The sequence below is a fragment of the Mesorhizobium sp. WSM4904 genome, assembly GCF_029674545.1.
In the GTDB taxonomy this organism is placed as follows: Bacteria; Pseudomonadota; Alphaproteobacteria; order Rhizobiales; family Rhizobiaceae; genus Mesorhizobium.
In genome coordinates this window covers 4446086-4469252 of the sequence record NZ_CP121354.1, presented here as the reverse complement: position 1 = coordinate 4469252, position 23167 = coordinate 4446086, and the positions used below count along the sequence as shown (strand labels likewise).

At 63.3% G+C, this 23167-nt stretch carries 21 protein-coding genes and 1 tRNA gene; 17 read left to right on the top strand and 5 right to left on the bottom strand.

Features of this window, described 5'->3' with window-relative positions; all coding sequences use genetic code 11:
- Positions 1-8 precede the first annotated feature (8 nt).
- The 8 genes from QAZ47_RS21500 to QAZ47_RS21465 all read left to right on the top strand — a co-directional run bounded on the left by QAZ47_RS21500 (position 9) and on the right by QAZ47_RS21465 (position 8243).
- On the top strand, positions 9-623 hold the full coding sequence (locus QAZ47_RS21500; protein ID WP_278230648.1) for a DUF1326 domain-containing protein: 615 nt from the start codon (positions 9-11) through the stop codon (positions 621-623).
- Positions 620-1438 (top strand): phosphatidylcholine synthase, encoded by an 819-nt coding sequence (pcsA, locus tag QAZ47_RS21495; RefSeq protein ID WP_278074327.1) that lies wholly within the window; start codon positions 620-622, stop codon positions 1436-1438. Before QAZ47_RS21500 ends, pcsA begins: the two co-directional genes overlap by 4 nt.
- Positions 1439-1478: 40 nt before the next feature.
- Positions 1479-2456 carry a quinone oxidoreductase gene (locus tag QAZ47_RS21490; protein WP_278230646.1) on the top strand — a complete coding sequence of 326 codons (978 nt, stop codon included), beginning with the start codon at positions 1479-1481 and terminating at the stop codon, positions 2454-2456.
- A 299-nt stretch (positions 2457-2755) separates the two neighbouring features.
- Positions 2756-4333 carry an ABC transporter ATP-binding protein gene (locus QAZ47_RS21485; protein ID WP_278230645.1) on the top strand — a complete coding sequence of 526 codons (1578 nt, stop codon included), beginning with the start codon at positions 2756-2758 and terminating at the stop codon, positions 4331-4333.
- Complete coding sequence (locus tag QAZ47_RS21480; protein ID WP_278202684.1) at positions 4330-5442, top strand: ABC transporter permease; 1113 nt, start codon at positions 4330-4332, stop codon at positions 5440-5442. Before QAZ47_RS21485 ends, QAZ47_RS21480 begins: the two co-directional genes overlap by 4 nt.
- Entirely contained in the window at positions 5442-6362 is a 921-nt protein-coding gene (locus QAZ47_RS21475) for an ABC transporter permease (protein WP_040971178.1), read from the top strand. The genes QAZ47_RS21480 and QAZ47_RS21475 overlap by 1 nt, the downstream gene beginning before the upstream one ends.
- Before the next feature lie 51 nt (positions 6363-6413).
- The gene (locus tag QAZ47_RS21470) at positions 6414-7481 is read left to right on the top strand and encodes a BMP family ABC transporter substrate-binding protein (RefSeq protein ID WP_278230644.1); all 1068 of its coding nucleotides are present in this window, start codon (positions 6414-6416) and stop codon (positions 7479-7481) included.
- Positions 7482-7808: 327 nt separating this feature from the next.
- Positions 7809-8243: a hypothetical protein gene (locus QAZ47_RS21465; protein WP_278202682.1), complete on the top strand. Its 435-nt coding sequence runs from the start codon at positions 7809-7811 to the stop codon at positions 8241-8243.
- A gap of 97 nt (positions 8244-8340) precedes the next feature.
- On the opposite strand, the gene rimO is transcribed toward QAZ47_RS21465, so the two are convergent.
- From rimO to QAZ47_RS21445, 4 genes are all read right to left on the bottom strand, one after another.
- Entirely contained in the window at positions 8341-9654 is a 1314-nt protein-coding gene (rimO, locus tag QAZ47_RS21460) for a 30S ribosomal protein S12 methylthiotransferase RimO (RefSeq protein ID WP_278230643.1), read from the bottom strand.
- Positions 9655-9875: 221 nt separating this feature from the next.
- Positions 9876-10562: a TerC family protein gene (locus tag QAZ47_RS21455; RefSeq protein WP_278230642.1), complete on the bottom strand. Its 687-nt coding sequence runs from the start codon at positions 10560-10562 to the stop codon at positions 9876-9878.
- Between the two features lie 165 nt (positions 10563-10727).
- Positions 10728-11135 (bottom strand): DUF930 domain-containing protein, encoded by a 408-nt coding sequence (locus QAZ47_RS21450; protein WP_278230641.1) that lies wholly within the window; start codon positions 11133-11135, stop codon positions 10728-10730.
- 150 nt (positions 11136-11285) lie between these two features.
- Positions 11286-11576, bottom strand: a complete 291-nt coding sequence (locus tag QAZ47_RS21445; protein WP_278230640.1) for a hypothetical protein — start codon at positions 11574-11576, stop codon at positions 11286-11288.
- Positions 11577-11980: 404 nt separating this feature from the next.
- Here QAZ47_RS21445 and QAZ47_RS21440 point away from each other — a divergent pair, with 404 nt between their 5' ends.
- A complete protein-coding gene (locus QAZ47_RS21440) occupies positions 11981-12994 on the top strand; it encodes an AraC family transcriptional regulator (protein ID WP_278202677.1) in 1014 nt (337 codons plus the stop codon).
- A 262-nt stretch (positions 12995-13256) separates the two neighbouring features.
- Complete coding sequence (locus QAZ47_RS21435) at positions 13257-14093, top strand: oxidoreductase (protein WP_278202676.1); 837 nt, start codon at positions 13257-13259, stop codon at positions 14091-14093.
- A gap of 778 nt (positions 14094-14871) precedes the next feature.
- Here QAZ47_RS21435 and QAZ47_RS21430 read toward each other — a convergent pair.
- Positions 14872-14961, bottom strand: a tRNA-Ser gene (locus QAZ47_RS21430).
- A gap of 298 nt (positions 14962-15259) precedes the next feature.
- Between QAZ47_RS21430 and QAZ47_RS21425 the strand changes: the two genes are divergently transcribed.
- The 7 genes from QAZ47_RS21425 (at position 15260) to QAZ47_RS21395 (ending at position 22951) form a co-directional block, all read left to right on the top strand.
- A complete protein-coding gene (locus tag QAZ47_RS21425) occupies positions 15260-16537 on the top strand; it encodes a septal ring lytic transglycosylase RlpA family protein (protein ID WP_278230639.1) in 1278 nt (425 codons plus the stop codon).
- A 127-nt stretch (positions 16538-16664) separates the two neighbouring features.
- The gene (locus QAZ47_RS21420; RefSeq protein ID WP_278230638.1) at positions 16665-17843 is read left to right on the top strand and encodes a D-alanyl-D-alanine carboxypeptidase family protein; all 1179 of its coding nucleotides are present in this window, start codon (positions 16665-16667) and stop codon (positions 17841-17843) included.
- A 72-nt stretch (positions 17844-17915) separates the two neighbouring features.
- Positions 17916-18590, top strand: coding sequence for a dTMP kinase (gene tmk, locus QAZ47_RS21415; protein WP_278230637.1), 675 nt, complete (start codon positions 17916-17918; stop codon positions 18588-18590).
- Positions 18587-19642 (top strand): DNA polymerase III subunit delta', encoded by a 1056-nt coding sequence (locus tag QAZ47_RS21410; protein WP_278230636.1) that lies wholly within the window; start codon positions 18587-18589, stop codon positions 19640-19642. Before tmk ends, QAZ47_RS21410 begins: the two co-directional genes overlap by 4 nt.
- A 139-nt stretch (positions 19643-19781) precedes the next feature.
- The gene (gene metG, locus QAZ47_RS21405; protein WP_278230635.1) at positions 19782-21332 is read left to right on the top strand and encodes a methionine--tRNA ligase; all 1551 of its coding nucleotides are present in this window, start codon (positions 19782-19784) and stop codon (positions 21330-21332) included.
- Positions 21332-22126, top strand: a complete 795-nt coding sequence (locus QAZ47_RS21400; RefSeq protein ID WP_278233840.1) for a TatD family hydrolase — start codon at positions 21332-21334, stop codon at positions 22124-22126. The genes metG and QAZ47_RS21400 overlap by 1 nt, the downstream gene beginning before the upstream one ends.
- 3 nt (positions 22127-22129) lie before the next feature.
- Entirely contained in the window at positions 22130-22951 is an 822-nt protein-coding gene (locus QAZ47_RS21395; RefSeq protein ID WP_278230634.1) for an MBL fold metallo-hydrolase, read from the top strand.
- Positions 22952-23167: the final 216 nt, after the last annotated feature.

The window sequence follows — 23167 nt, the reverse complement described above, 5'->3', positions numbered from 1 at the left end:
AGAATTCGATGACGGATCAAAGCTGGGCGATGAAGGGAGAGCTGGTACTCTCCTGCAATTGCACGGTTTTTTGCCCTTGCGTGCTGTCTCTTGGCAGCCATCCGCCGACCGAGGGCTATTGCCAGACCTGGGCTGGTTTCCGCATCGATGCCGGTCATTTCGGCGAGGTCGACCTCTCCGGTCTCAATCTCGGCCTGGTCATGGAAATCCCCGGCTATATGAGCCGCGGCAACTGGACTGCCGGCCTGTTCATCGACAAGCGCGCCTCGGTCTATGCGGTGAAGGCGCTGACCAGGATATTCACCGGCAAGGCCGGCGGGACCACGTCGCTGCTGTCGATCCTGGTCGGAAAATTCCTCGGCGTCGAGCAGGTGCCGATCACCTATGAGACGCGTGACAAGACGCGCGTCTTCCAGATACCGAAGATCATCGACGGCGCGGTGACGCCAATACCCGGCAAGGACCGCGAGAAGGATACGGTGATCACCAATTCCGAATACTGGATCGCGCCGGAAATCATCGTGGCGAAGTCCGACAAGAGCAAGATGCGCGCCTTCGGCCGCAACTGGAATTTCGCCGGCCGTTCGGCCGAGATATGCAAGCTGGATTGGCGAGGCCCGTGAGCAAGAACACAGCAGCCAGGAAGGCGGCCAAGAAAATCGCGGAGCGGATTCCGCGACCGAAGAAGAAAGTGACGTGGCCGCAGGCGCGTGCTTTTTCGGTGCACCTGCTCACCGCGTCCGGCTCGTTCCTCGCCTTCCTGTCGCTGGTCGCCGCCAGCGAGGAGCGCTGGACGGCGATGTTCTGGTGGCTGGGGCTGGCCCTCTTCGTCGACGGGATCGACGGCCCGATCGCCAGGAAGCTCGAAGTCAAGGAAATCCTGCCGACATGGTCGGGGGAAATGCTCGACAATATCATCGACTACGTGACCTACGTGCTCATCCCGGCCTTCGCGCTCTATCAGCGCGGCTTCATGGGCGAGAACCTCTCATTCCTGTCGGCGGCCATCATCGTGGTGTCGAGCGCGATCTATTATGCCGACACCGGCATGAAGACGAAGGAGAACTTCTTCAAGGGATTTCCTGTCGTCTGGAACATGGTGGTGTTCACCCTCTTCGTCATCGAACCGGGACCGTGGGTTTCTTTCGCCGTGGTCGTGGTGGCCGGCATCCTCACTTTCCTGCCGATCAACTTCATCCATCCGGTGCGGGTGGTCCGGCTCAGGTCGCTCAATCTCGGCATGATCCTTCTGTGGTGCGCTTTCGGCGCGCTTGCGCTGGCACAGGCCGCACTCGCCAGCTTCTACAATCAGATCGGCGTCCTGGGTGAACAGGTCAGCGACTTCACCAAGATCGGCATCACCATCACCGGCCTCTATCTCGCCTGCATCGGGGGCGTGATGCAGATGTTCCCCAATCTTGGCGCCAAGAAATCCTGACCCTAAATCTAGCTTCCATCCTTCCCGAGAAAATTGAGCGATGTCCAAAGCGATCCGCATTCACGCCCATGGCGGCCCCGAGGTTCTGGTCTATGAGGATGCCGATCCCGGCCAGCCGGGCGCCGGTCAGATCCTGATCAGGCACACGGCGATCGGCCTCAACTTCATCGACGTCTATCACCGTTCGGGCCTTTATCCGCCGCCGGGCGGCTTCCCGCTGGTCCCGGGCAGCGAGGCGGCCGGCGTGGTGCTCGCCGTCGGCGCCGGCGTCGACTGGCTGGAGCCCGGCGACCGCGTCGCCTACGCGGTCAATGTCGGCGCCTATTGCGAGCAACGGGTGATCGCCGCGGATCGCGTGGTCAAGGTGCCGGACGGCATCAGCGACGAGCAGGCGGCCGCCATGATGCTGAAGGGCATGACGGCGGAATATCTGCTGCGCCGCACCTATAAAGTGAAGGCCGGCGACACGATCCTCTACCATGCCGCGGCCGGCGGTGTCGGCCTCATCCTGGGCCAGTGGGCAAAGCATCTCGGCGCGACCGTGATCGGCACGGCAAGCTCCAGCGACAAGATCGAGCTCGCCAAGGCGCATGGCTTCGACCATGTCATCAATTACAAGGAGCAGGATTTCGTCGCCGGCGTCGCCGCTATCACCGGTGGCAAGAAATGCGATGTCGTCTACGATTCCGTCGGTAACGATACTTTTCCCGCTTCGCTCGATTGCCTGAGACCGCTCGGCATGTTCGTCAGCTTCGGCCAGTCGTCGGGGCCGATCCCGCCATTCTCGATGTCGCTTCTGGCGCAAAAAGGCTCGCTCTATGCGACCCGGCCGACGATCTTCGTTTACAACGCCGAGCGCGAGGATCTGGTGGCGTCGGCCGAGGCTCTCTTCGATGTGGTGCTGAGCGGCGCCGTCGAGATCAAGATCAACCAGCGCTACGCGCTGAAGGATGCGGCACGAGCGCAATCGGATCTCGAGGCTCGCAAGACGACCGGCACGACCGTCCTCATTCCCTAAAGCGCGTCGCGATCTTTTCAGATTCGCTCCACGCGCTTTCAAGCATGTCTTTATCCCGAAACCGCTTCCCACTTTCGGGCGACAGCCGGCCGCCTTGTTTTTCAGCGCCTTGCCAAGCGTGAAGGCACGCTTTGCCCGAAAAGCCAGCCAGCCTTTCCTGCACCCTCAATAGGTATATCTTACCCCCTTGAGTTTCCGCTGGAATTCTTGAAGCTCTTTCAAGTTGGGTGGCGCTTTCCGACGGAAGCCGGCCGCGCATACCATACCATCGGGAACACAGAACATATCCGGGTAACTGGATGGGAGGCACTGTGAGTGCAAATCATGACAGGGCGAACCTGCTCGAGGTTCGTGGCCTTACGAAGATTTTCGGCACGCTGACGGCGTGCGATCACATCGACCTCAACATCGCGAAGGGCGAGATCCACGCGTTGCTCGGCGAGAACGGCGCCGGAAAGTCGACGCTGGTCAAGATGCTGTTCGGATCGCTCGAGCCGAATTCGGGCGAGATATTCTGGGACGGCAAGCCCGTCAGGATCACCAGCCCAGGCGTCGCCAAGAAGCTCGGCATCGGTATGGTCTTCCAGCATTTCTCGCTGTTCGAGGCGCTGACGGCGGCCGAAAACATCGCGCTTTCGCTCAACGACGGCTCGCCGATCAGCACCATCGCCGCGAAGGCGAGGGCGCTCTCCTACAGCTACGGGCTACCGCTCGATCCGGAATCGCTGGTCGGCGACCTCTCGGTCGGCGAGCGCCAGCGCATCGAGATCATCCGCTGCCTCTTGCAGACGCCGCAGCTCATCATCCTCGACGAGCCGACCTCCGTGCTGACGCCTCAGGAGGCAGACAAGCTATTCGAGACGCTGGAGCGGCTGCGCTCGGAGGGCAAGTCGATCCTCTACATTTCGCACCGGCTCGAAGAGGTCAAACGCATCTGCGACCGCGCCACGGTGCTGCGCCACGGCAAGGTCGTCGGCCATTGCAATCCGCGCCAGGAGACGGCCGCGTCGCTTGCCCGCATGATGGTCGGCAACGAGGTCAAGCCGGTGGTACGCGCGCCGGCGGAAGGCATCGAGACCGCGCCGGCGCTGCTGGAGATCCGCGGGCTAACCCGCAAGCCGGCGACGCCTTTCGCCATCCCGCTCAAAAACATCAATCTTTCCGTGCGTGCCGGCGAGGTGATCGGCATCGCCGGCGTCGCGGGCAACGGCCAGGGCGAGTTCTTCGAATCCGTTTCCGGCGAGGTGCTGCAGCAGGATGCCGGTTCGGTGCGCATCCGCGGCAAGGACGCCGGCGGGCTCTCGATCACCGGCAGGCGCCTGATGGGTGCCGCCTTCGTTCCGGAAGAGCGCCTCGGCCACGGCGCGGCGCCCAGGATGAAGCTTTCAGAGAACCTTTTGCTCTCGCGCCATGCCACCGACGGCAAGTCCTTCGTCGGTTCCGGCGGCATGGTCAAGAACGCTTCCGTCTACAGCGCCGCCCAGCGCATCATCACCGCGATGGACGTGCGCAAGAGCGCGCCCGATCCGGAGGCCGCGGCGCTATCCGGCGGCAATCTGCAGAAATTCATCGTCGGCCGCGAGCTCGACCGCAAGCCGAGCGTGCTCGTCGTCAACCAGCCGACCTGGGGCGTTGATGCCGGTGCCGCCGCCCATATCCGCCAGGCGCTCATCGAGCTTGCCCGCAGCGGCTCGGCGGTTCTCGTCATCAGCCAGGACCTCGACGAATTGTTCGAACTGTCGGATGCCATCGCGGTCATGCACAATGGCCAGCTGTCCGCGCCGCTGCCGATTGCCGAGGCCACATTCGAAAAGATCGGCTTGCTGATGGGCGGGGCCGAGCCCGGCCACGCCGAACACACGCTGGAGACGGCATGATGCGCCTCGAACTCGTCAAACGTCCGCAACGCTCGGCGCTGTTTTCGGTGCTGTCGCCCTTCATCGCCTTCGCGCTGACGATGGTCGCCGGCGCCATCATGTTCGCATTGCTCGGCGTCAATCCGTTCAACGCCTTCAATGTCTACTTTATTGAGCCGGTCAGCGAGGTCTGGCAGCTGCACGAGCTGGCCATCAAGGCGGCGCCGCTGATCCTGATCGCCGTCGGCCTGTCGGTCTGCTACAAGGCCAACATCTGGAACATCGGCGCCGAAGGCCAGTTCATCCTGGGCGGCATCTTCGGCTCGATCATCCCGGTGCTGTTCCCCGAATTCGAAGGTCCGCTGGTGCTGCCGCTGATGCTCTTGCTCGGCATGGTGGGCGGCGCGCTCTACGCGGCTATCCCGGCGCTGCTCAAGACCCGCTTCAGCACCAACGAGATCCTGACCAGCCTGATGCTGGTTTATGTGGCGCAGCTCTTCCTCGACTGGCTGGTGCGCGGACCCTGGCGCGATCCGCAGGGCCATGGCTTTCCGCAGACCATCCAGTTCGGCGACGCGGCCGTCCTGCCGGAGCTGATGCCGGATGCTGGCCGCGCCAATTGGGGCTTCGTCTTCGCGCTGGTCGCGGCGATAGCGATCTGGCTGATGATGAGCCGCATGCTGAAGGGTTTCGAGGTCCGCGTGCTGGGCTCTAGCCCGAGGGCAGGGCGCTTCGCCGGCTTCGGCTTCAACAAGATGGTGTTCTTCACCTTCCTGCTGTCCGGCGCGCTGGCGGGGCTGGCGGGCATCTCGGAAGTGTCCGGCGCCATCGGCCAGCTGCAGCCGGTGATCTCGCCCGGCTACGGCTTCACCGCCATCATCGTCGCCTTCCTCGGCCGTCTCAATCCGCTGGGCATCGTCGCCGCCGGCCTGGTGCTGGCGCTGACCTATCTCGGCGGCGAGGCGGTGCAGACCGCGCTCGGCATCTCCGACAAGGTGGCGCGGGTGTTCCAGGGCATGCTTCTGTTCTTCGTGCTCGGCTGCGACACGCTCATTCATTACCGCATTCGTCTGATCGGTTTTGCCGCGCCGAAACTCGAGGCCGCGCCCAAGCTGGAGGAGGCACGCTGATGGACATCACCGTCAACATCCTTTTGACCATCGCGACCGCCGCGACGCCGCTCCTGATTGCTGCCATCGGCGAGCTGGTGGTGGAGCGCTCCGGCGTGCTCAACCTCGGCGTCGAAGGCATGATGATCATGGGCGCCGTCGGCGGCTTCGGCGCAGGCTATCTCACCGGATCGCCCTGGATCGGGCTGCTTGCCGCGATCATCGTCGGCGCGCTTTTTTCGCTGCTCTTCGCCGTCATGACGCTGTCCTTGGCCACCAACCAGGTGGCGACCGGCCTGTCGCTGACGCTGCTCGGCCTCGGCCTCTCCGGCATGATCGGCACCAGCTTCGTCGGTCAGCCCGGCGTCAGGCTGCCGAACCTCGACATCCCCGGCCTGAGCTCGATCCCGGTCGTCGGCAAGCTGATCTTCGGCCAGGATCCGCTGTTCTACCTATCGATCGCGCTTACTGCCGCCGTGATGTGGTTCCTGTTCAAGACGCGCACCGGCCTTACGCTCCGCTCGATCGGCGACAGCCACTCTTCGGCGCATGCGCTCGGCATCAAGGTTATCCGCTACCGCTATCTTGCGGTGATCTTCGGCGGCGCCTGCGCCGGGCTCGCCGGTGGGCACCTGTCGCTCGTCTACACGCCGCAATGGGTCGAGAACATGAGCGCGGGCCGCGGCTGGATCGCGCTGGCGCTGGTGGTGTTTGCGTCCTGGCGTCCGTGGCGGGTGCTGGCGGGCGCCTATATCTTCGGCGCCGTGTGGATCGGCCAGCTTCATGCACAGGCTTTTGGCATTCCCGTGCCTTCGCAGTTTCTTTCTTCGCTGCCCTATCTGGCAACCATCGTGGTTCTCGTTCTAATCTCGCGCAACAAGCGGCTAACGATGATGAACACGCCGGCTTCGTTGGGGCAGCCATTCGTTCCGGATCGTTGACGACAACAAAAAGACGGGAAGCTCCAAGGCTTAACTCAGAGAGGTAACACGATGAAAAAACTGCTTATTGCGCTTATGACCACCGCCGCGGCCCTGTCGCTGGCGGCGACCGCCGAGGCGGCCGGCAAGCTGAAGGCCTGCTGGGTCTATACCGGTCCGATCGGCGACTTCGGCTATTCCTACCAGCACGACCAGGGCCGCCTCGAGGTGGAGAAGACGCTCGGCGACAAGGTCGAGACCGCCTATCTCGAAAACGTCTCGGAAGGCCCTGATGCCGACCGCGCCTTCGAGCGCCTGGCGCGCGAGAAGTGCAAGATCATCTTCGGCACCTCGTTCGGCTTCATGGACGCCGAGGTGAAGGTCGCCAAGAAGTTTCCGAAGGTGATGTTCGAGCACGCGACCGGCTACAAGACCGGCGACAATCTCGGCATCTACAACGCGCGTTTCTATGAGGGCCGCTATGTGCTCGGCCAGATCGCGGCCAAGGAATCGAAGAAGGGGCTGGCCGGCTACATCGTTTCCTTCCCGATCCCGGAAGTCGTGATGGGCATCAACTCCTTCATGCTCGGCGCGCAGTCGATCAATCCCGACTTCAAGGTCAAGATCGTGTGGGTCAATTCCTGGTTCGACCCGGGCAAGGAAGCGGACGCCGCCAAGGCGCTGTTCGACCAGGGCGCCGACATCATCGTCCAGCACACCGACTCGACCGCCGCCCTGCAGGTCGCCGAGGAGCGTAAGCTGCATGGGTTCGGCCAGTCGTCGGACATGATAAAGTTCGCACCGAACGCGGCCTTGACCTCGCTCACCGACGAGTGGGGGCCGTACTACATCAGCCGCGTGCAGGCGGCGCTCGACGGCACCTGGAAGCCGGATAATGTCTGGCTCGGCATCAAGGACGGCGCCGTCAAGCTCGCGCCCTTCACGAACATGCCCGACGACGTCAAGGCCATGGCCGAGGCGACCACGAAGAAGATCGCCGGCGGCTGGAACCCCTTCACCGGTCCGGTGTCCAAGCAGGACGGCTCGCCCTGGCTGAAGGACGGCGAGGTTGCCGACGACGGCACGCTTCTCGGCATGAATTTCTACGTCAAGGGTATCGACGACAAGCTGCCGCAGTAAACGGCGACGAACGTTTCGAACCGGAGAGGGCGCCTTGTGGCGCCCTCTCTCGTTTGTAAGGTCGATTGGCAAGATTTTTCCGCCTCTGGGCGGGAATTGTCCCTGGCTTTGCCAGTCGGCTAAAGATCGTTCGACCGCCTTGCGCGCCAAGTATTCAAGATAAACTTCGCTTCATATTTTATGAATTCGCCGCCTTTGCTAGATTTGAGCAACATTTTGCATGTTCCGTAACCGCTTTCACATACGCCGCCGACTTTTACTTCCATGCTGACCGCGCAACTCAGACGAAATCGGCTGGTGTGACATGCGCCCGCGGAAGGGGGTCTTATGCAATTGAATAAAAAGCTTTTGGCGATTATCGGGAAACGCTTTCCCGCCATCTACGATGTCATCCCGCACGGACCACAAGGTGGGGTGCGCGTCGCACTCAATCCACAGCCGCTCCCGCCGCATGAACTGGGCGCCGCGGTTGCCGACGAGTTTGTCCGCTCCGCTTGGGTGGCCGAGCGAGGTGGGCTCGATATGAAGGCGGTGTTGAGCGACCTTGACGATTGGTGCCCCACGCGGCCGAAGATACCGAAGCTTCCGCCGTGGTGGGGCCCGTTTTCGCCGGAGCCGGAGCCGCACCCCGAGTGGTTTGTCGACTTCCATCTGGGATTTGCGGCTCGGCTGTCGGCGATCGCAACGGGCACGCGCCTCGATAAGACTCTCGATCAGGCGATCGACCGTTCCCTGACCGCGATCGAGGCTACGAAGCTCTGACGAGGCTGCTGAAGCCGAGGGCCATTGAGGGCCATTAAGTTTAAGGGCGCCAGAAGGCGCCCTTTTTCACGAGAGGATGGCTACGCTCGCGCGGCTGTCATACCGCCGAGCCGTAGAGGTCGTAAGCATCGGCGCGGTCGATCTTGACCGTGACGATCTCGCCGGCGCGCAGCGGCCGGCGCGACTGGATGTGCACGGAGCCGTCGATCTCGGGCGCGTCGTATTTGGTGCGGCCCTTCGCCGAGGTGCCGTGCGCCTCGTCGATCAGCACCGGCAGGCGCTTGCCGACCTTCTTGGCCAACTGCGTTGCCGAGATCTTCTGCTGGCGCTGCATGAAGCGGTGCCAGCGCGCTTCCTTGATCTCCTGCGGCACCTGTTCGAGGCCGAGCTCATTGGAGCGAGCGCCCTTGACCGGTTCGTATTTGAAGCAGCCGGCGCGGTCGATTTTCGCCTCGTCCAGCCAGTCGAGCAGCATCTGGAAATCGTCCTCGGTCTCGCCGGGGAAGCCGACGATGAAGGTCGAACGGATGGCAAGGTCCGGGCAGATCTCGCGCCAGCCGCGAATGCGCTCCAGCGTCTTTTCGCCATGGGCGGGACGGCGCATGTTCTTCAGCACCTGCGGCGAGGCATGCTGAAAAGGGATGTCGAGATAGGGAAGGATTTTTCCCTCCGCCATCAGCGGAATGACGTCGGCGACATGGGGGTAGGGGTAGACATAGTGCATGCGTATCCAGATGCCTAGCCGGCCAAGCTCCTCGGCGAGATCGAGGAATTTCGCCCGCACCTCGCGATCGCCGAACAGGCTCGTCTGGTATTTGATGTCGATGCCGTAGGCGCTGGTGTCCTGCGAGATGACGAGGATTTCCTTGACGCCGGCCTTGGCGAGCTTTTCGGCCTCGCGCAGCACGTCCGCCGCCGGGCGGGAGACGAGGTCGCCGCGCAGCGCCGGGATGATGCAGAAGGTGCAGCGGTTGTTGCAGCCCTCCGATATCTTCAGATAGGCGTAGTGGCGCGGCGTGAGCTTCACGCCCTGCGGCGGCAGAAGATCGACATACGGGTCGTGGCTCGGCGGAGCGGCCTCGTGCACCGCCGCCATCACGCTCTCATAGGCCTGCGGGCCGGTGATCGCCAGCACATTGGGGTGTTTCTCGCGGATGACCTCCGGCTCGGCGCCGAGGCAGCCGGTGACGATGACGCGGCCGTTTTCGGAAAGGGCTGAGCCGATGGCGTTGAGCGACTCGTCACGCGCCGAATCGAGGAAGCCGCACGTGTTGACGACGACGAGATCGGCGCCGTCATGCTTGCGCGCGATCTCGTAGCCCTCGGCGCGGAGCCGCGTGATGATGCGCTCGGAGTCGACGAGCGCCTTCGGGCAACCAAGACTGACGAAACTGACGCGTGGGGCGGACATTAGCAATTCCAAGAGATAAAGCGGTTCGGTTTTGCTGACCCGCTCTGGGGATTTGTCTTACGCAATTCCGGACGGCAATCCGGCGAAAGCCATGACTTGCGATTTCGGGTGCGCGGCTGAGCCAATTCGCGCGGCGCAATAGCACGCTTCGGCAATCAAGCAAACCGGCCAATTGGCCGCGCTACATGTTGCCGATCCGAAGCGGTCTGCCGCCAGGAGGTTCAGTGGCCGTCCTGCCCGAACCAGGGCGCCAGAAAGGCGAAGTGGTCGGGAAACTGCTGCACGGCGCCTTCGAGCAGCATATTGATCGCGACGTAAAGGATGATCAGCAGGCCAACATACGCAATCCAGCGGTATTTCTGCAGCAGGCGCGCGACGAAGGATGCGGCAAAGCCCATCAGCGCGATCGACAAGGCCAAGCCGATGACCAGCACCGTCGGGTGCTTCATGGCGGCGCCGGCGACGGCCAGAACGTTGTCGAGCGACATGGAGACGTCGGCGATGACGATCTGCCATGCGGCCTGCGAGAAAGTCTTGCGCGGTCCCTTGCCGGCGATCTTCCCATCCTTGCTGTAGTCGTCGTTCGACAGCGCTTCGGTTGCGTCGCGCTCGTCTTCGGGGCTGACGCGCAGCTCGCGCCACATTTTCCAGCACACCCACAAGAGCAGCAGACCGCCCGCGATGAGCAGCATCGGCCCGATGCTCAGCAGCCATTGCGTGATCAAAGCGAACAAAATCCGAAGGACGGTTGCCGCCGCAATGCCGACGAGGATCGCCCGCTTGCGCTGATCGGCCGGCAAGCCGGCGGCGGCAAGGCCGATCACGATTGCATTGTCCCCCGCGAGCGCGAGGTCGATCGCTACGACTTGGAGAAGGGCTGAAAGGCCTGCGGCAGTGAATATTTCCATAAACTAGAAATCCTTGCCTCAAACGAGCGTCGCCAATTGTCCAGACGGGGCCTAAAGGCACGGTGTATCAGCGTCAAGACACTGATACAGGGGTGACTGGAAACGTGTCCGCGGCCGGCACAAAGAATTCCCAGTCGAACGCGGGGGTGCTGAAAAAGCGGCCGACTAGTCGTAAAGATTGTATTTTGCCCAGTCGGTTTCCGGGATTTCGTCACCGATCTTGTAGCGGAACTGCAGCACCTGCATGTGATCGGGCGCGGTCTGGCACTTGAATTTCAGCCGGAACCATTGACCCTTGCTGCGAAAGGCGGCGCCGGGGCTCCTGATTGCATCGGCGCTCACCTGCGGCGTGGCGAAGGCATAGGCCACGACCCGGTCGGCTTTGTACTTGTGGTCGTCGTGGCTGATCCGGTCGAGCACTTCGGCGTCGCAACGCTGTTCGAGACGGGTCTCCGGATCGAGTTTCAGCAGGCCGGCGCGCAGCGCGTTGTCCATCGCCTTGGCCGGCCAGGCCAGCGTCAGAGACGCCAGAACCATCAGGCAGAGCTTTTTCATAGGCGCGAGAAGCAGCATATTTTGTCTGAGAAATCAACCAAACGCACGCGCTTGTGAGATCGGTTCCGGATTGTGTTCACCGGCTCGTGATTCGACTTCGCCGGGCAGCCAACGGATCAAAAAATGTCCGCCGTGACGCAACTTAGGCCGACTGCCTTTGGTGTCGCATCAGCCGATAGCGTTCTCTGCTGCGTCCTGATCGGCCGCCACCGCGTCGGACACTTGACTATCGCCCGAGCCGGCCGGGGCGAGCACCGTGACATCCATCCGAGCGATCCTCGATGCTGCCCGACCTTGAGCGCCCGGCTCGCTGTCGCCCGTCTCCAAAACGGAGGCTTTCGCCAGATGACCGACGCTCTCAGCGCTCTTGCCGGGAAAACTCGCCTCGGGTGATGCCGGAAGTCTGGCGGTACGCTGCACTGCGCCAGCGTTCTGCTGGCTTCCAATGGGGGAGGTCATGGCTGTGCTCCGGTGGATGACCGCCGCCATCTAGCACGGCTGGCTGGCGCCAACCTTGCGGATTTCAGCAATTGCTAACTAAGCCCAAAAGCGCATTGGCAACTGTTGACTTGGCGGGCGGAGAGCGACGAAACAGAGAACTACGTCTACGCTATAGCCCTCTCTAGGATTGGGGCGCGAGCGAATGGCTGCAATGGGGTGGTTAGCGGACGGGCGGCTCTCCAACGTGCAACGGCCGCTTCGCGCCAGATAGCGGACTCTCGACCGACACTTGGCGCTCGATGGTGGCCAGGTTGGCGCGACTTGCGACTTATATGGCGCGATTGGCAATGCCCGCCCGGCACTAGCGTGCTAGCCTAAGCGGCGCATATGGAAGAGCGTCGCGCATATGGAAGAGCGTCGCTATGTCCCATGGTCCTGATCGCTGCAAATTGCCGCCCGCCCTGTGGCGCGCATTGGAAAGCCACGGCATATCGCCGTCGGCAGTGCTGCGTCAGGCACGGCTGCCGGCCACGCTGCGCGTCGAGGAAAAGGCCGTCGTAACGACCAGAGAGTTCTTCGCGCTCTGGCGTGCGGTCGAGGCGCTCACGGACGAGCCCGCACTCGGCATTACCCTGGCCGAAAAGACCCCTACCGCACTCAATCCGCCGCCGATACTGATGGCCTTCTACGCACGGGACTATCGTGACGGCTTGCTGCGCGTCGCGCGCTTCAAACAGCTGTGCGGACCGGAGAGGCTGGATTTCCTGCGGGCTGACGACATGGAGAGCATCGTGCCAGCGTGGCTCATTGCCACCGAGCAGCCGCCGGCCATCTGCATCGACTCGGCGTTCGCGGCGCTCCTCGAACTGGGGCGCCGGGGCTCTGGCCGCCCCATCGCACCGGTCCGCGTGGACTTGGTGCAGCCGGACCCCAAGAACGGACGGCACCGCAAATATTTCGGCTGCGAGGTCCGTTTCGGCGCGACGCGCGATGCCATGCACCTCCGCTCGGCCGATCTCGACCGTCCGTTCCCCGGACACAACCCGGAACTCCTCGACCTGCTGACGCCCGCCTTGGCGTCGTCGCTCGAGGAGATCACTGCCAACAGTTCCACCAGTGAACAGGTCAGGGTCGTGCTGAAGCGCCGCATGGCGAGCGGCCGTCCCGACATCGCCGATGTGGCGCGGGAGTTGGGAATGAGCGCACGCACCCTGCAGCGACGCATCACCGAGGACGGCGCAACCTACCGGCAGCTGCTGGAGGAGGCGCGGCGGGAACTGGGCCGGGATATGCTCGCCAGATCCTCGTTCGAGATCGACGAGATCGCCTACATGCTGGGGTACCAGGATACGAGTTCATTCTACCGGGTGTTCCGGGAATGGGAGGGCATCACCCCAAGCCAGTGGCGCCAGACCCGGCAGGAAAGCGTACACTGAAGCTTCGCACAATGGCGCGATCTGCCAGTTAAGTGTCGCCATCGGTGAATGAACGCCGGGACACATCCTCCTACTTCTATGGTGCGCTCGATGGGAGCGCTGCGTGAAGTAGGAACGCTCCATGTCTCCGAAAAATTGGCTCATCACTGGAACCTCCCAGAAGGCCGTCGCCTACGCCACCGACTTCGCCAACTGACCCTGAGCCGGCTCTGGGCCAATAGGTTCGGCCGGCTACCCACCCCAAGCAACGGGAGGTGCCATCATGGCCCGCTCATCCAATTCAAGGAAGAAAGCCGCCCTCGTTACCGGCGCGTCGTCGGGCATCGGCAAGGCGACAACCCTCAAGCTGATCGACGCGGGCTACGCGGTCTACGCCGCCGCCCGTCGTGTCGAGCAGATGCAGGACCTCGCACGGGCCGGAGCAACAGTGGTCGCTCTCGATCTAACCAAAGACGAGGATATGGTAACAGCCGTCGACCGGATCGTCTCTGAGCACGGTGCGGTCGACATCCTCATCAACAACGCCGGCTACGGCTCCTACGGGGCCATTGAGGATGTCCCGGTCGATGAGGGGCGGCGGCAGTTCGAGGTCAACCTCTTTGGCTTGGCCCGGCTGACGCAGCTAGTCCTGCCGAAAATGCGAGCGAACCGATTCGGCAAGATCGTCAACATCACTTCGATCGGCGGCAAGGTCTACACCCCATTCGGCGGCTGGTATCACGCCACCAAGCACGCTCTCGAAGGCTGGTCGGACTCGCTTCGCCTCGAGGCCAAGCCGTTTGGCATAGACGTCGTAATCGTCGAGCCTGGCGGCATCAAGACCGAGTGGGGGCATATCGCTGCAGACAATCTGAAGAAGACCTCGGGAACGGGAGCCTACGCGGCGGCGGCCAACAAGGCAGCCGACGGCATGCTAGCGACCTATTCCAATTCGCGCCTCTCGGATCCGTCAGTGGTGGCGACCACGATACTCAAGGCCATTGCGGCGCCAAGGCCGAGAACACGCTACCACACCGGCTACATGGCTGGCACGGTCTTGCGGCTGCGCCGCCTCCTCAGCGATCGGATGTTCGATCGCATCATCACGACAATGGTCTGACCATGGCGAATTCTGGATCGGAGCCGGTCCGGGCATCGCATCGAAACGGCCCGCACTTTCGCAGCCAAGGGCCACGACCTCATACTAACATCCCGCCGTCCCGAAAAACTCTCGGCGCAGATCGAGGCTCTGAGGGCGAGCGGCAAGTCCCTCGTAGCCGAGCGGCTCGACCCGGCAGACGGAATAGCGGTGACCGCATCGGTGCACCGCTATGCCGGAACCGTCAAATTCCCTGCGATCGATAAACGCGACCCTGCCGGCAATGATCCAGAGGGGCGAGGGCACTGTCCTGTTGACTGGAGACGCTCCTGCCGATGCTCCCCATCCATCGCCATGACACTCAGCGGAGCCAAGGTTGGACTTCGGACAATGGCCCAAGCCCTATTCGAGCCTCTGAGACCCGGAATGTCTACATTACAATGCAGACGGTCGCCGCATTCGTGGAACCGGAAAGACCAGCGGCGCAACATCGCGCAAGCTTACCGGTCCATCCACGATTTGCCTTTAGCAGCATGGAGAGCGGAGCAGCCATAACCTTCGCCCCAACAGACGGCAGTCGCGTCCGCGAGCCAAAGACCGTCGTCAGGAACCGTCCGCTTTGGGCCAAAGGCTGCCATTGATTTAGAAGCTCGCAAATGACCGAGATGGCGTCGAAAACTGCCGTCGCTGCGCTCAAGATATATCGGGCTGTAGCATAAAATTGGTGGCTTCGTATCTCACCCGGTGGAATGCGGCGATCGGCGGCAATATCGCACCATAGCGGGCAATCGGCGGCGTATGGCGGAGGGAGTGGGATTCGAACCCACGGTGAACTTGCGCCCACGCCGGTTTTCAAGACCGGTGCCTTAAACCGCTCGGCCATCCCTCCAATGCCCGGTCGCAACTGGCCGCATTGGCGGCGGAGACCGGATGCTCTGCTCTAGTGTGGGGCGACAAGACATGTCAACCGCGCCGTTGAAGGCGGGAGTCCTTGCCGATGCCGAGCGTCGCCTCGGATCAGGCCTTTGAACGGGGCCTGCCATAATCTCGCCCTGTTGCGGCCATAATCGATTAACATCGTGATAAACAATTCCTGTGCACAAAGGGATTGGGGATCAAGGTGTTGCTGGCATTGGCGAGCGCTTTGCTCCGACCGGTGGCGGCGAGACTAGGGGACAATCGAAAACATGCAGACTTCGGCGCGCCCGCGTCTTCGTCGCGCTCCTGCTTTCGCACTGTGCGCCCTGTCGGCGGTGCTGCTTGCCGGCTGCACGTCCACGCCGCAACCGAAAGGGATGGTCGACAAGCGACCACGCTCCAAGGAATATTTCGCCGAATCCGAATATGGCGTGAAGGCGAGCCCGCGCGTTGCCTTCATGCGGCGTGGCGGCGGCCGCGACCAGCTCGGCAAGCCCTATCAGGTGCGCGGCAAGTGGTATTATCCGAAGGAAGACAGGCACTACGCCAAGGTCGGCCTGGCTTCCTGGTATGGCGATGCCTTCCATGGCCGGCTGACCGCCAATGGCGAAGTCTACGACACGGCGCAACTGACGGCGGCGCATCCGACAATGCCGCTGCCAAGCTATGCCCGCGTGACCAATCTCGACACCGGCAGCTCGGTCATCGTGCGCGTCAACGATCGCGGCCCGTATCATGAGGGCCGCATCATCGACGTCTCGCAGCGTGCCGCGCAAATGCTCGACTATGACAAGGTCGGCACGGCAAGGGTGAAGGTCGAATATGTCGGCCGGGCGCCGCTCGACGGCAATGACGACCAGTACCTGATGGCCTCCTACCGCCCGGGCAACAACAGACCCGATCCGTCCGACGGTTTGCCGACCGGCGTGATGGTCGCCATGAACGGCCCGTCGCCCAGCATGCAGACGGACGCGCCTCCGGCCGCCGTTCCGTTCCCCGGCCAGTTGACCAATTCGGGACAGGCTTTCGCCGCGCAGCCAGGACTGTCGGAGCAGCCGACCGTGCAACCGGCGATGTCGGCGCAGGCGCCGGGCGCCAGCGATGTCACCTTGCCGGATTTCGGGCCGATCGTGCCAGAGCGGCCGGGGTTGCGGCCGGAGTTCAGGCTGCCGCCGAACTCGCCCTTCGCCATGGCTTCGCTGTCCTATGCGGATGAGCGCGTCAGTCGCGCCGACGTCTTTGCCGCCCTCGACGGCAGCGGCATGTCGCCGGCCGACATCCTGCAGTCGTGGAAGAAATCCAACCCGCAGGGGCAGGCGCCGGCCTCGGACTATGTCGCCGCCGGCTCCTTCGACGATGCCGCCGAGGCGAAGCGCGTGGCGGCGGCGCTCGAGCCGTTCGGCAGGACCGAGATACAGCGCACCGAGCTCGACGGCAACGACTGGTATGCGGTCAACGTCTATCCGAATGGCCATGGCAGTATCGACGACCTGCTGCAGGCGGCATGGTCGCATGGGGCGCCGGACGCGTTAGTTGTGCGAAACTGATCTGTTTCGCAGGCTCGGTTGATCCGTCGGAAAAAACCCTGCTAGCTTGGCCGGACGATTTTTTGCGCAATTCCGGACGGAAACCCGCTGCGCACTTTTCCTGGGATTGCTTGGGGGTCGAGACTTCATGCAATTGCGCTTCTTTTCGCCGTTCGCCGGTTCGTTGGGACTGGCCCTTTTGCTGCTTTGCCTTGGCCCGGCGAGCGCACAGCTTTTCGAGACCAAGGCGGTCCAGGCCTTCATGATCGATGCCGATACCGGGACGGTGCTTTTCGCCAAGGATGCGGACAAGCCTATTCCGCCGGCGTCGATGGCCAAGCTGATGACGATGGAGGTGGTCTTCAACGCCGTCAAATCGAAGCGGATCACGCTCGACGACACCTTCGTGGTCAGCGAAAACGCCTGGCGCACGGGCGGCGCGCCGTCCGGAACCTCGACCATGTTCGCCAAGCTCAAGTCCGCGGTCCGCGTCGAGGATCTGATCCAGGGCGTGACCGTGCAGGCAGCCAATGACGGTTGCATCGTGCTTGCCGAAGGCATGGCCGGCTCGGAAGCCAATTTCGCCGCGCAGATGACGGAGCGCGCCCGCGAGATCGGCCTGCAAAAGTCGACCTTCGTCAACTCGACCGGGCTGCCGGCAGACGGCCAGCAGACGACGGTGCGGGAACTGACGATGCTGGCGCTGCATATCTGGCGCGACTATCCGGAGTTCTTCCACTATTACGGGCAGCCCGACTTCACCTGGAACAAGATCTCCCAGAGGAACCGCAATCCGCTCCTGACCATGGGCATCGATGCCGACGGCTTTGTCGCCGGGGCCAGCGAGACCGCCGGCTTTGGCATCGTCGGCACGGTCAGCCATAACGGCATTCGCGTGATCGCGGCGCTCAGCGGGCTGGCGAGCGACCGGGAACGCTCCGAAGAGGCGCGCAAGCTGCTCGACTGGGGATCGCGTTCGTTCCAGAAGACGGAGATCTTCGCCAAGGGCGAGGTTGTCGGCGAAGCCGAGGTTTTCGGGGGCGCCAAATCCGGCGTGGCCTTGAAAGCCAAGGGGCCGGTGGACATCTTCCTGCCGATAACCAACCGCGACAAGCTGACGGCCAGGATCGTTTACAATGGTCCGGTGGCAGCGCCGGTGGAAGAGGGGCAACCGGTCGGGGAGTTGCGCGTTTGGATAGGCGACACGCTCAGCCAGCAGACGCCGCTTTTCGCCGCCGAGTCGGTGAAGGTCGGCACGCTGCCGCAGCGTGCGCTTGACGCCGCCAAGGAACTGGCTGTCGGCTGGCTGCGTCAGAAACATTTGTGATCGGGCAGGCTCGTGGACCTTTTGTCGGTCGGGAGCTATGACAGCGGCCAGCACGGGCGAAGGCATTCTCGATTGGCGAGCGGATTTTTCATCACCTTCGAAGGCGGCGAAGGAGCCGGCAAGTCGACGCAGATCGAGCGGCTGGCACGGCGCATGCGCGCCAAGAAGTATGAGGTTCTGGTGACGCGCGAGCCGGGCGGCTCGCCGGGCGCTGAGGCGGTGAGACATGTGCTTCTGTCCGGCGCCGCCGAACCCTTCGGCCCGAAGATGGAGGCGATCCTTTTCGCCGCCGCGCGCTCCGACCATGTCGAGCAGGTGATCCGGCCGGCGGTCGAACGCGGCACGATCGTGCTCTGCGACCGCTTCATCGATTCCTCCCGCGTCTATCAGGGCGTCACCGGCGGGCTCGACCCGGATTTCATGGAAGCGCTGGAAGCGGTCGCGATCAACGGCATGGTTCCCGACATGACGCTGATCTTCGACATCGATCCGGCCGAAGGCCTGAAACGCGCCGCCGCACGTCGCGGCGCGGGCGACAGCGCTGACCGCTTCGAGAAGGAGACTTTAGCCATCCACCAGCGCCGGCGCGAGGCTTACCTGGCGATCGCCGAGGCGGAGCCGGATCGCTGCATCGTCATCGATGCGTCGGCCGACCCCGAAACGGTGGAAAACGTCATCACGGCGGCCGTGTTCGCAGTGCTGGAAAAGCGGATCCCGGCGCAGAGGAAGCAGACGGCGCCGGCATGATCTTCGAACGCATCGCCCCCGAACAGCATGACACGCTGGACGGCGTTCCCGAGCCGTCGGAGACGCCGCGGCTTGTCGGCCATGCGCAGGCAGCAGGCATGCTTGCGGCAGCCTACCGCGCCGGCAAGCTGCCGCATGCATTGATCCTGGCCGGGCCGCACGGTATCGGCAAGGCAACGCTTGCCTTCCATCTGGCGCATCATCTTCTCAAGCATCCGGATTTTGCCGCAGCGCCAGAAGCGCTGGCGGTTCCCGATCCGGCGTCGTCGCTGTTTCGCCAGATCGCCACCGGTGCGCATCCTTCGGTTCTGCATCTGACGCGTCCGGCCAACGACAAGACCAAGAGCTTCAAGACGGTGCTCACCGTCGACGAGATCCGCAAGGTCAGCCGCTTCCTGTCGATGACCTCGCATGACGGCAGCTACCGCGTCGTCATCGTCGATCCGGCCGACGACATGAACATCAATGCCGCCAATGCGTTGCTCAAGAATCTTGAGGAGCCGCCGGCGCGCACCCTGTTCATCCTGATCGTGCATGCGCCGGGCAGCCTTTTGCCGACGATCCGGTCGCGCTGCCAGATGGTGAGGCTGACGCCGCTTGCGCCGGACGAGCTGATGGCGGTGCTGGAAAATGTCGAGCCGCCACCGCCGGACGATCCGGCGGCGCGCGCGGCGCTGGCCGAGCGGGCAGGGGGCAGCGCCCGCAACGCGATCCTGCTGACCCAATATGGCGGGCTGGAGATCGCCGGCGCGCTCGATGCCCTGGTGGCGGCGCAGAAGCCCGACATTGCCGGCGCCCACCGTCTCGCCGAGGCCGTGGCCGGGCGCGACCAGGCGATCCAGTTCGATATCTTCAACCGCCGCGCGCTCGACCTTCTGTCGGCGGCGGCCAGCGAAGCGGCTTTGGCCGGCGACCTCGCCAGGGCCAAAACGCTGTCCGAGGCTTGGCACGAGGCCCTGAACACGATATCTGAGGCCGAGACCTACAATCTCGACAAGAAGCAGCACGCCCTGACCATGATCGACCGGCTGAATTCTGTGATGCGAATGTGACGGTTTGTTTTGATGCATGCCGTTGCCCAAAACCGGGGCCACTTTTGGGCGGCATGCATCGGCCTCGGGATGGCAATCGCCATGCCGATAGTTTATCCACCGCCACAACTCACATTCAGACATTCATGACGGTTCATTCATGTCACGCGACACATTCTACATCACGACCGCGATCTCCTACCCGAACGGCAAGCCGCATATCGGCCATGCCTACGAACTGATCGCCACCGACGCGCTTGCCCGCTTCCAGCGGCTCGACGGCAAGGACGTCTACTTCCTGACCGGCACTGACGAGCACGGTATCAAGATGCTGCAGACGGCGCGGAAGGAAGGTATTTCGCCGCGCGAGCTCGCCGACCGCAACGCAGCCGAGTTCAAGCGCATGGCGAGCGCGCTCAACGCCTCGAACGACGATTTCATCCGCACCACCGAAGAGCGGCACTACGCCTCCTCGCAGGCGATCTGGAAGGCGATGGCCGCCAATGGCGACATCTACAAGGGCGGCTATGCCGGCTGGTATTCGGTGCGTGACGAAGCCTATTACGGCGAGGAAGAGACCGAGGTCCGCGACGACAACGTGCGCTACGGGCCGCAGGGAACGCCCGTCGAGTGGGTCGAGGAAGAGAGCTATTTCTTCCGGCTGTCGGCCTATCAGGACAAGCTGATCGCGCTTTACGAAAACCAGCCCGATTTCATCGGCCCGGCCGAGCGCCGCAACGAGGTGATGAGGTTCGTCAAGTCGGGCCTGAAGGACCTGTCGATCTCGCGCACCACCTTCGACTGGGGCGTGCCGGTGCCTGGCGACGAGAAGCACGTGATGTATGTGTGGGTCGACGCCTTGACCAACTACATCACCGGTGTCGGTTATCCCGATGAAAATGCTGAGAAATGGCGTTTTTGGCCAGCCGATGCGCATATCATCGGCAAGGACATCGTGCGCTTCCACGCCATCTACTGGCCGGCCTTCCTGATGTCGGCGGGAATCCCGCTGCCGAAGCGCGTCTTCGGTCACGGCTTCCTGTTCAACCGGGGCGAGAAGATGTCGAAGTCGGTCGGCAACGTCATCGACCCGTTCACCATGGCCGAGCATTACGGTGTCGACCAGGTGCGCTATTTCTTCTTGCGCGAGGTGCCGTTCGGTCAGGACGGCAACTACAGCCACGAAGCGATCGTCAACCGCACCAACGCCGATCTCGCCAATGGGCTCGGCAATCTGGCACAGCGCTCGCTGTCGATGATCGCCAAGAACTGCGGCGGCGCGGTGCCGAGGCGCGGCGAGTTGGCCGAAGCCGACCGGGCGATCCTCGACCAGGCGGTTGAGGCGCTTGTCGTCGCGCGCAGGGCAATGGCGGAGCAGGGCATCCATCTGGCGCTGGCGGCGATCTTCGGCGTGGTGGCCGAAGCCGACCGCTATTTCGCGTCCCAGGAGCCCTGGGCGTTGCGAAAGACAGATCCTGAGCGCATGGAGACGGTGCTGTGGACGACGGCCGAGGTCGTGCGGCGGGTGACGGTGCTCTGCCAGCCCTTCATTCCGGGGTCGGCGGCGAAGCTGCTCGAGCTCCTGGCCGTGCCGGCGGACAAACGCAACTTCAAGCATGTCCATGCGGAGCATGCGCTTGTGCCCGGCGCCGCCTTGCCGGCACCCGAAGGCGTGTTTCCGCGTTACGTCGAGCAGGACACCAAAGCGTGATGCTTGTCGACAGCCATTGCCATCTCGACTTTCCGGACTTCGCCGAGGAGCGGGGGACAATAGTCGCCCGCGCCCTGGCGGCGGGGGTCGGCCGCATGGTGACGATCTCGACGCGAGTGAGGTGCTTTCAGCAAGTCCTTGAAATAGCTGAAGCCTTCAATGAAGTCTATTGCTCGGTCGGCACCCATCCGCATCAGGCGGCGGAAGAGCTCGATGTCACCGCCGACGAGCTGGTGCGGCTTTCCAGCCATCCCAAGGTGGTGGCGATCGGCGAAGCCGGGCTCGACTATTTCTACGACCGCGCGCCGCGCGAGGCGCAGGCGCAAGGCTTCCGCACCCATATCGCCGCCGCGCGCCGGACCGGCCTGCCGCTGGTCATCCATTCGCGAGACGCCGACGACGACATGGCGGCGATCCTCGAGGACGAAACAGGGAAGGGCGCTTTCCCCTTCATTCTGCATTGCTTTTCGTCCGGGCGCAGGCTGGCGGACGTCGGCGTGACGTTGGGCGGTTATGTCTCCTTCTCGGGCATCCTGACCTTCAAGAACTCGGCCGAGTTGCGCGCCATCGCCGCGGACGTCCCGCGCGATCGGCTCCTGGTCGAGACCGACGCGCCCTACCTTGCGCCAATCCCGCACCGTGGAAAACGCAACGAGCCCGCCTATGTGGCGAACACGGCGAAGGTGCTGGCCGAAACCATCGGCGTCAGCGAGGCGGAGATCGCCGACATCACCACCGAGAACGTCTTCAGGCTGTTCACCAAGATGCCGCGTCCGGACATGGCGGCCGGTTGAGACATGAGCGACCGGCTGCGCCTCACCATTCTCGGCTGCGGCTCGTCGCCCGGTACGCCGCGCATCACCGGTGACTGGGGCAATTGCGACCCCAAGAATCCGAGGAACCGGCGCATGCGCACGGCCGCCCTGGTCGAGCGGATCGCTGCCAATGGCGGACGCACCACGGTCGTCATCGACACCGGACCGGATTTCCGCGAGCAGATGCTGCTGGCCTCGGTCAGGCGTATCGACGCCGTTGTCTATACCCATCCGCATGCCGACCACATCCACGGCATCGACGACCTGCGCGGCTATGTGCACGAGCAGCGGCACCGCATCGACATTCATGCCGACGAGCCGACGATGGGACGGCTGCGGCAGGCGTTCGGCTATTGCTTCGAGACGCCGCCCGGCAGCTCGTATCCGCCGATCGTGAAGCCGCATCTCATCGACCATGCCAGGCCGGTCGTGGTCGAAGGCGAGGGGGGCCCCCTCGCCCTTGAGCCGCTGCCGCAGATCCATGGCGACATCATCTCACTGGGCTTCCGAATCGGCGGGCTAGCCTATTGCCCGGATATCAGCGACTTCCCGGCTGCCACTGCGGAACGGCTGCAAGGCCTTGACGTGCTGGTGATCGACGCGCTGCAGTACAACACGCATCCGAGCCATCTGTCGCTTGGCCAAGCATTGGGCTGGATCGAGAAGCTGGCTCCGAAGAGCGCCGTCTTGACGCATATGCATGTTCCGCTGGATTACGCCACGGTGATGGTCGAGACACCAGAGCATGTGGTACCGGCCTATGACGGCATGACGATAGAAATCGCTTACGAGTCAGAACGATAGAGATGTTTTCTCATATAGTTCCTGATGACGCGCAGGTCTGGACGCGCGCCCCGCTTGGCTGACAACCCGCGCCGCGGCTCCCGGCCATTCTTGATGGAGACGGATTGCACATCGCCCACGATGGTCGCCGTCTCCTCAGGGCAACCGCACGCGTTTCCTGTGCGAGCGCGAAACCGGAGCAATTCCCGGTTCCGGTTCGATGCGATAGTTCCATAA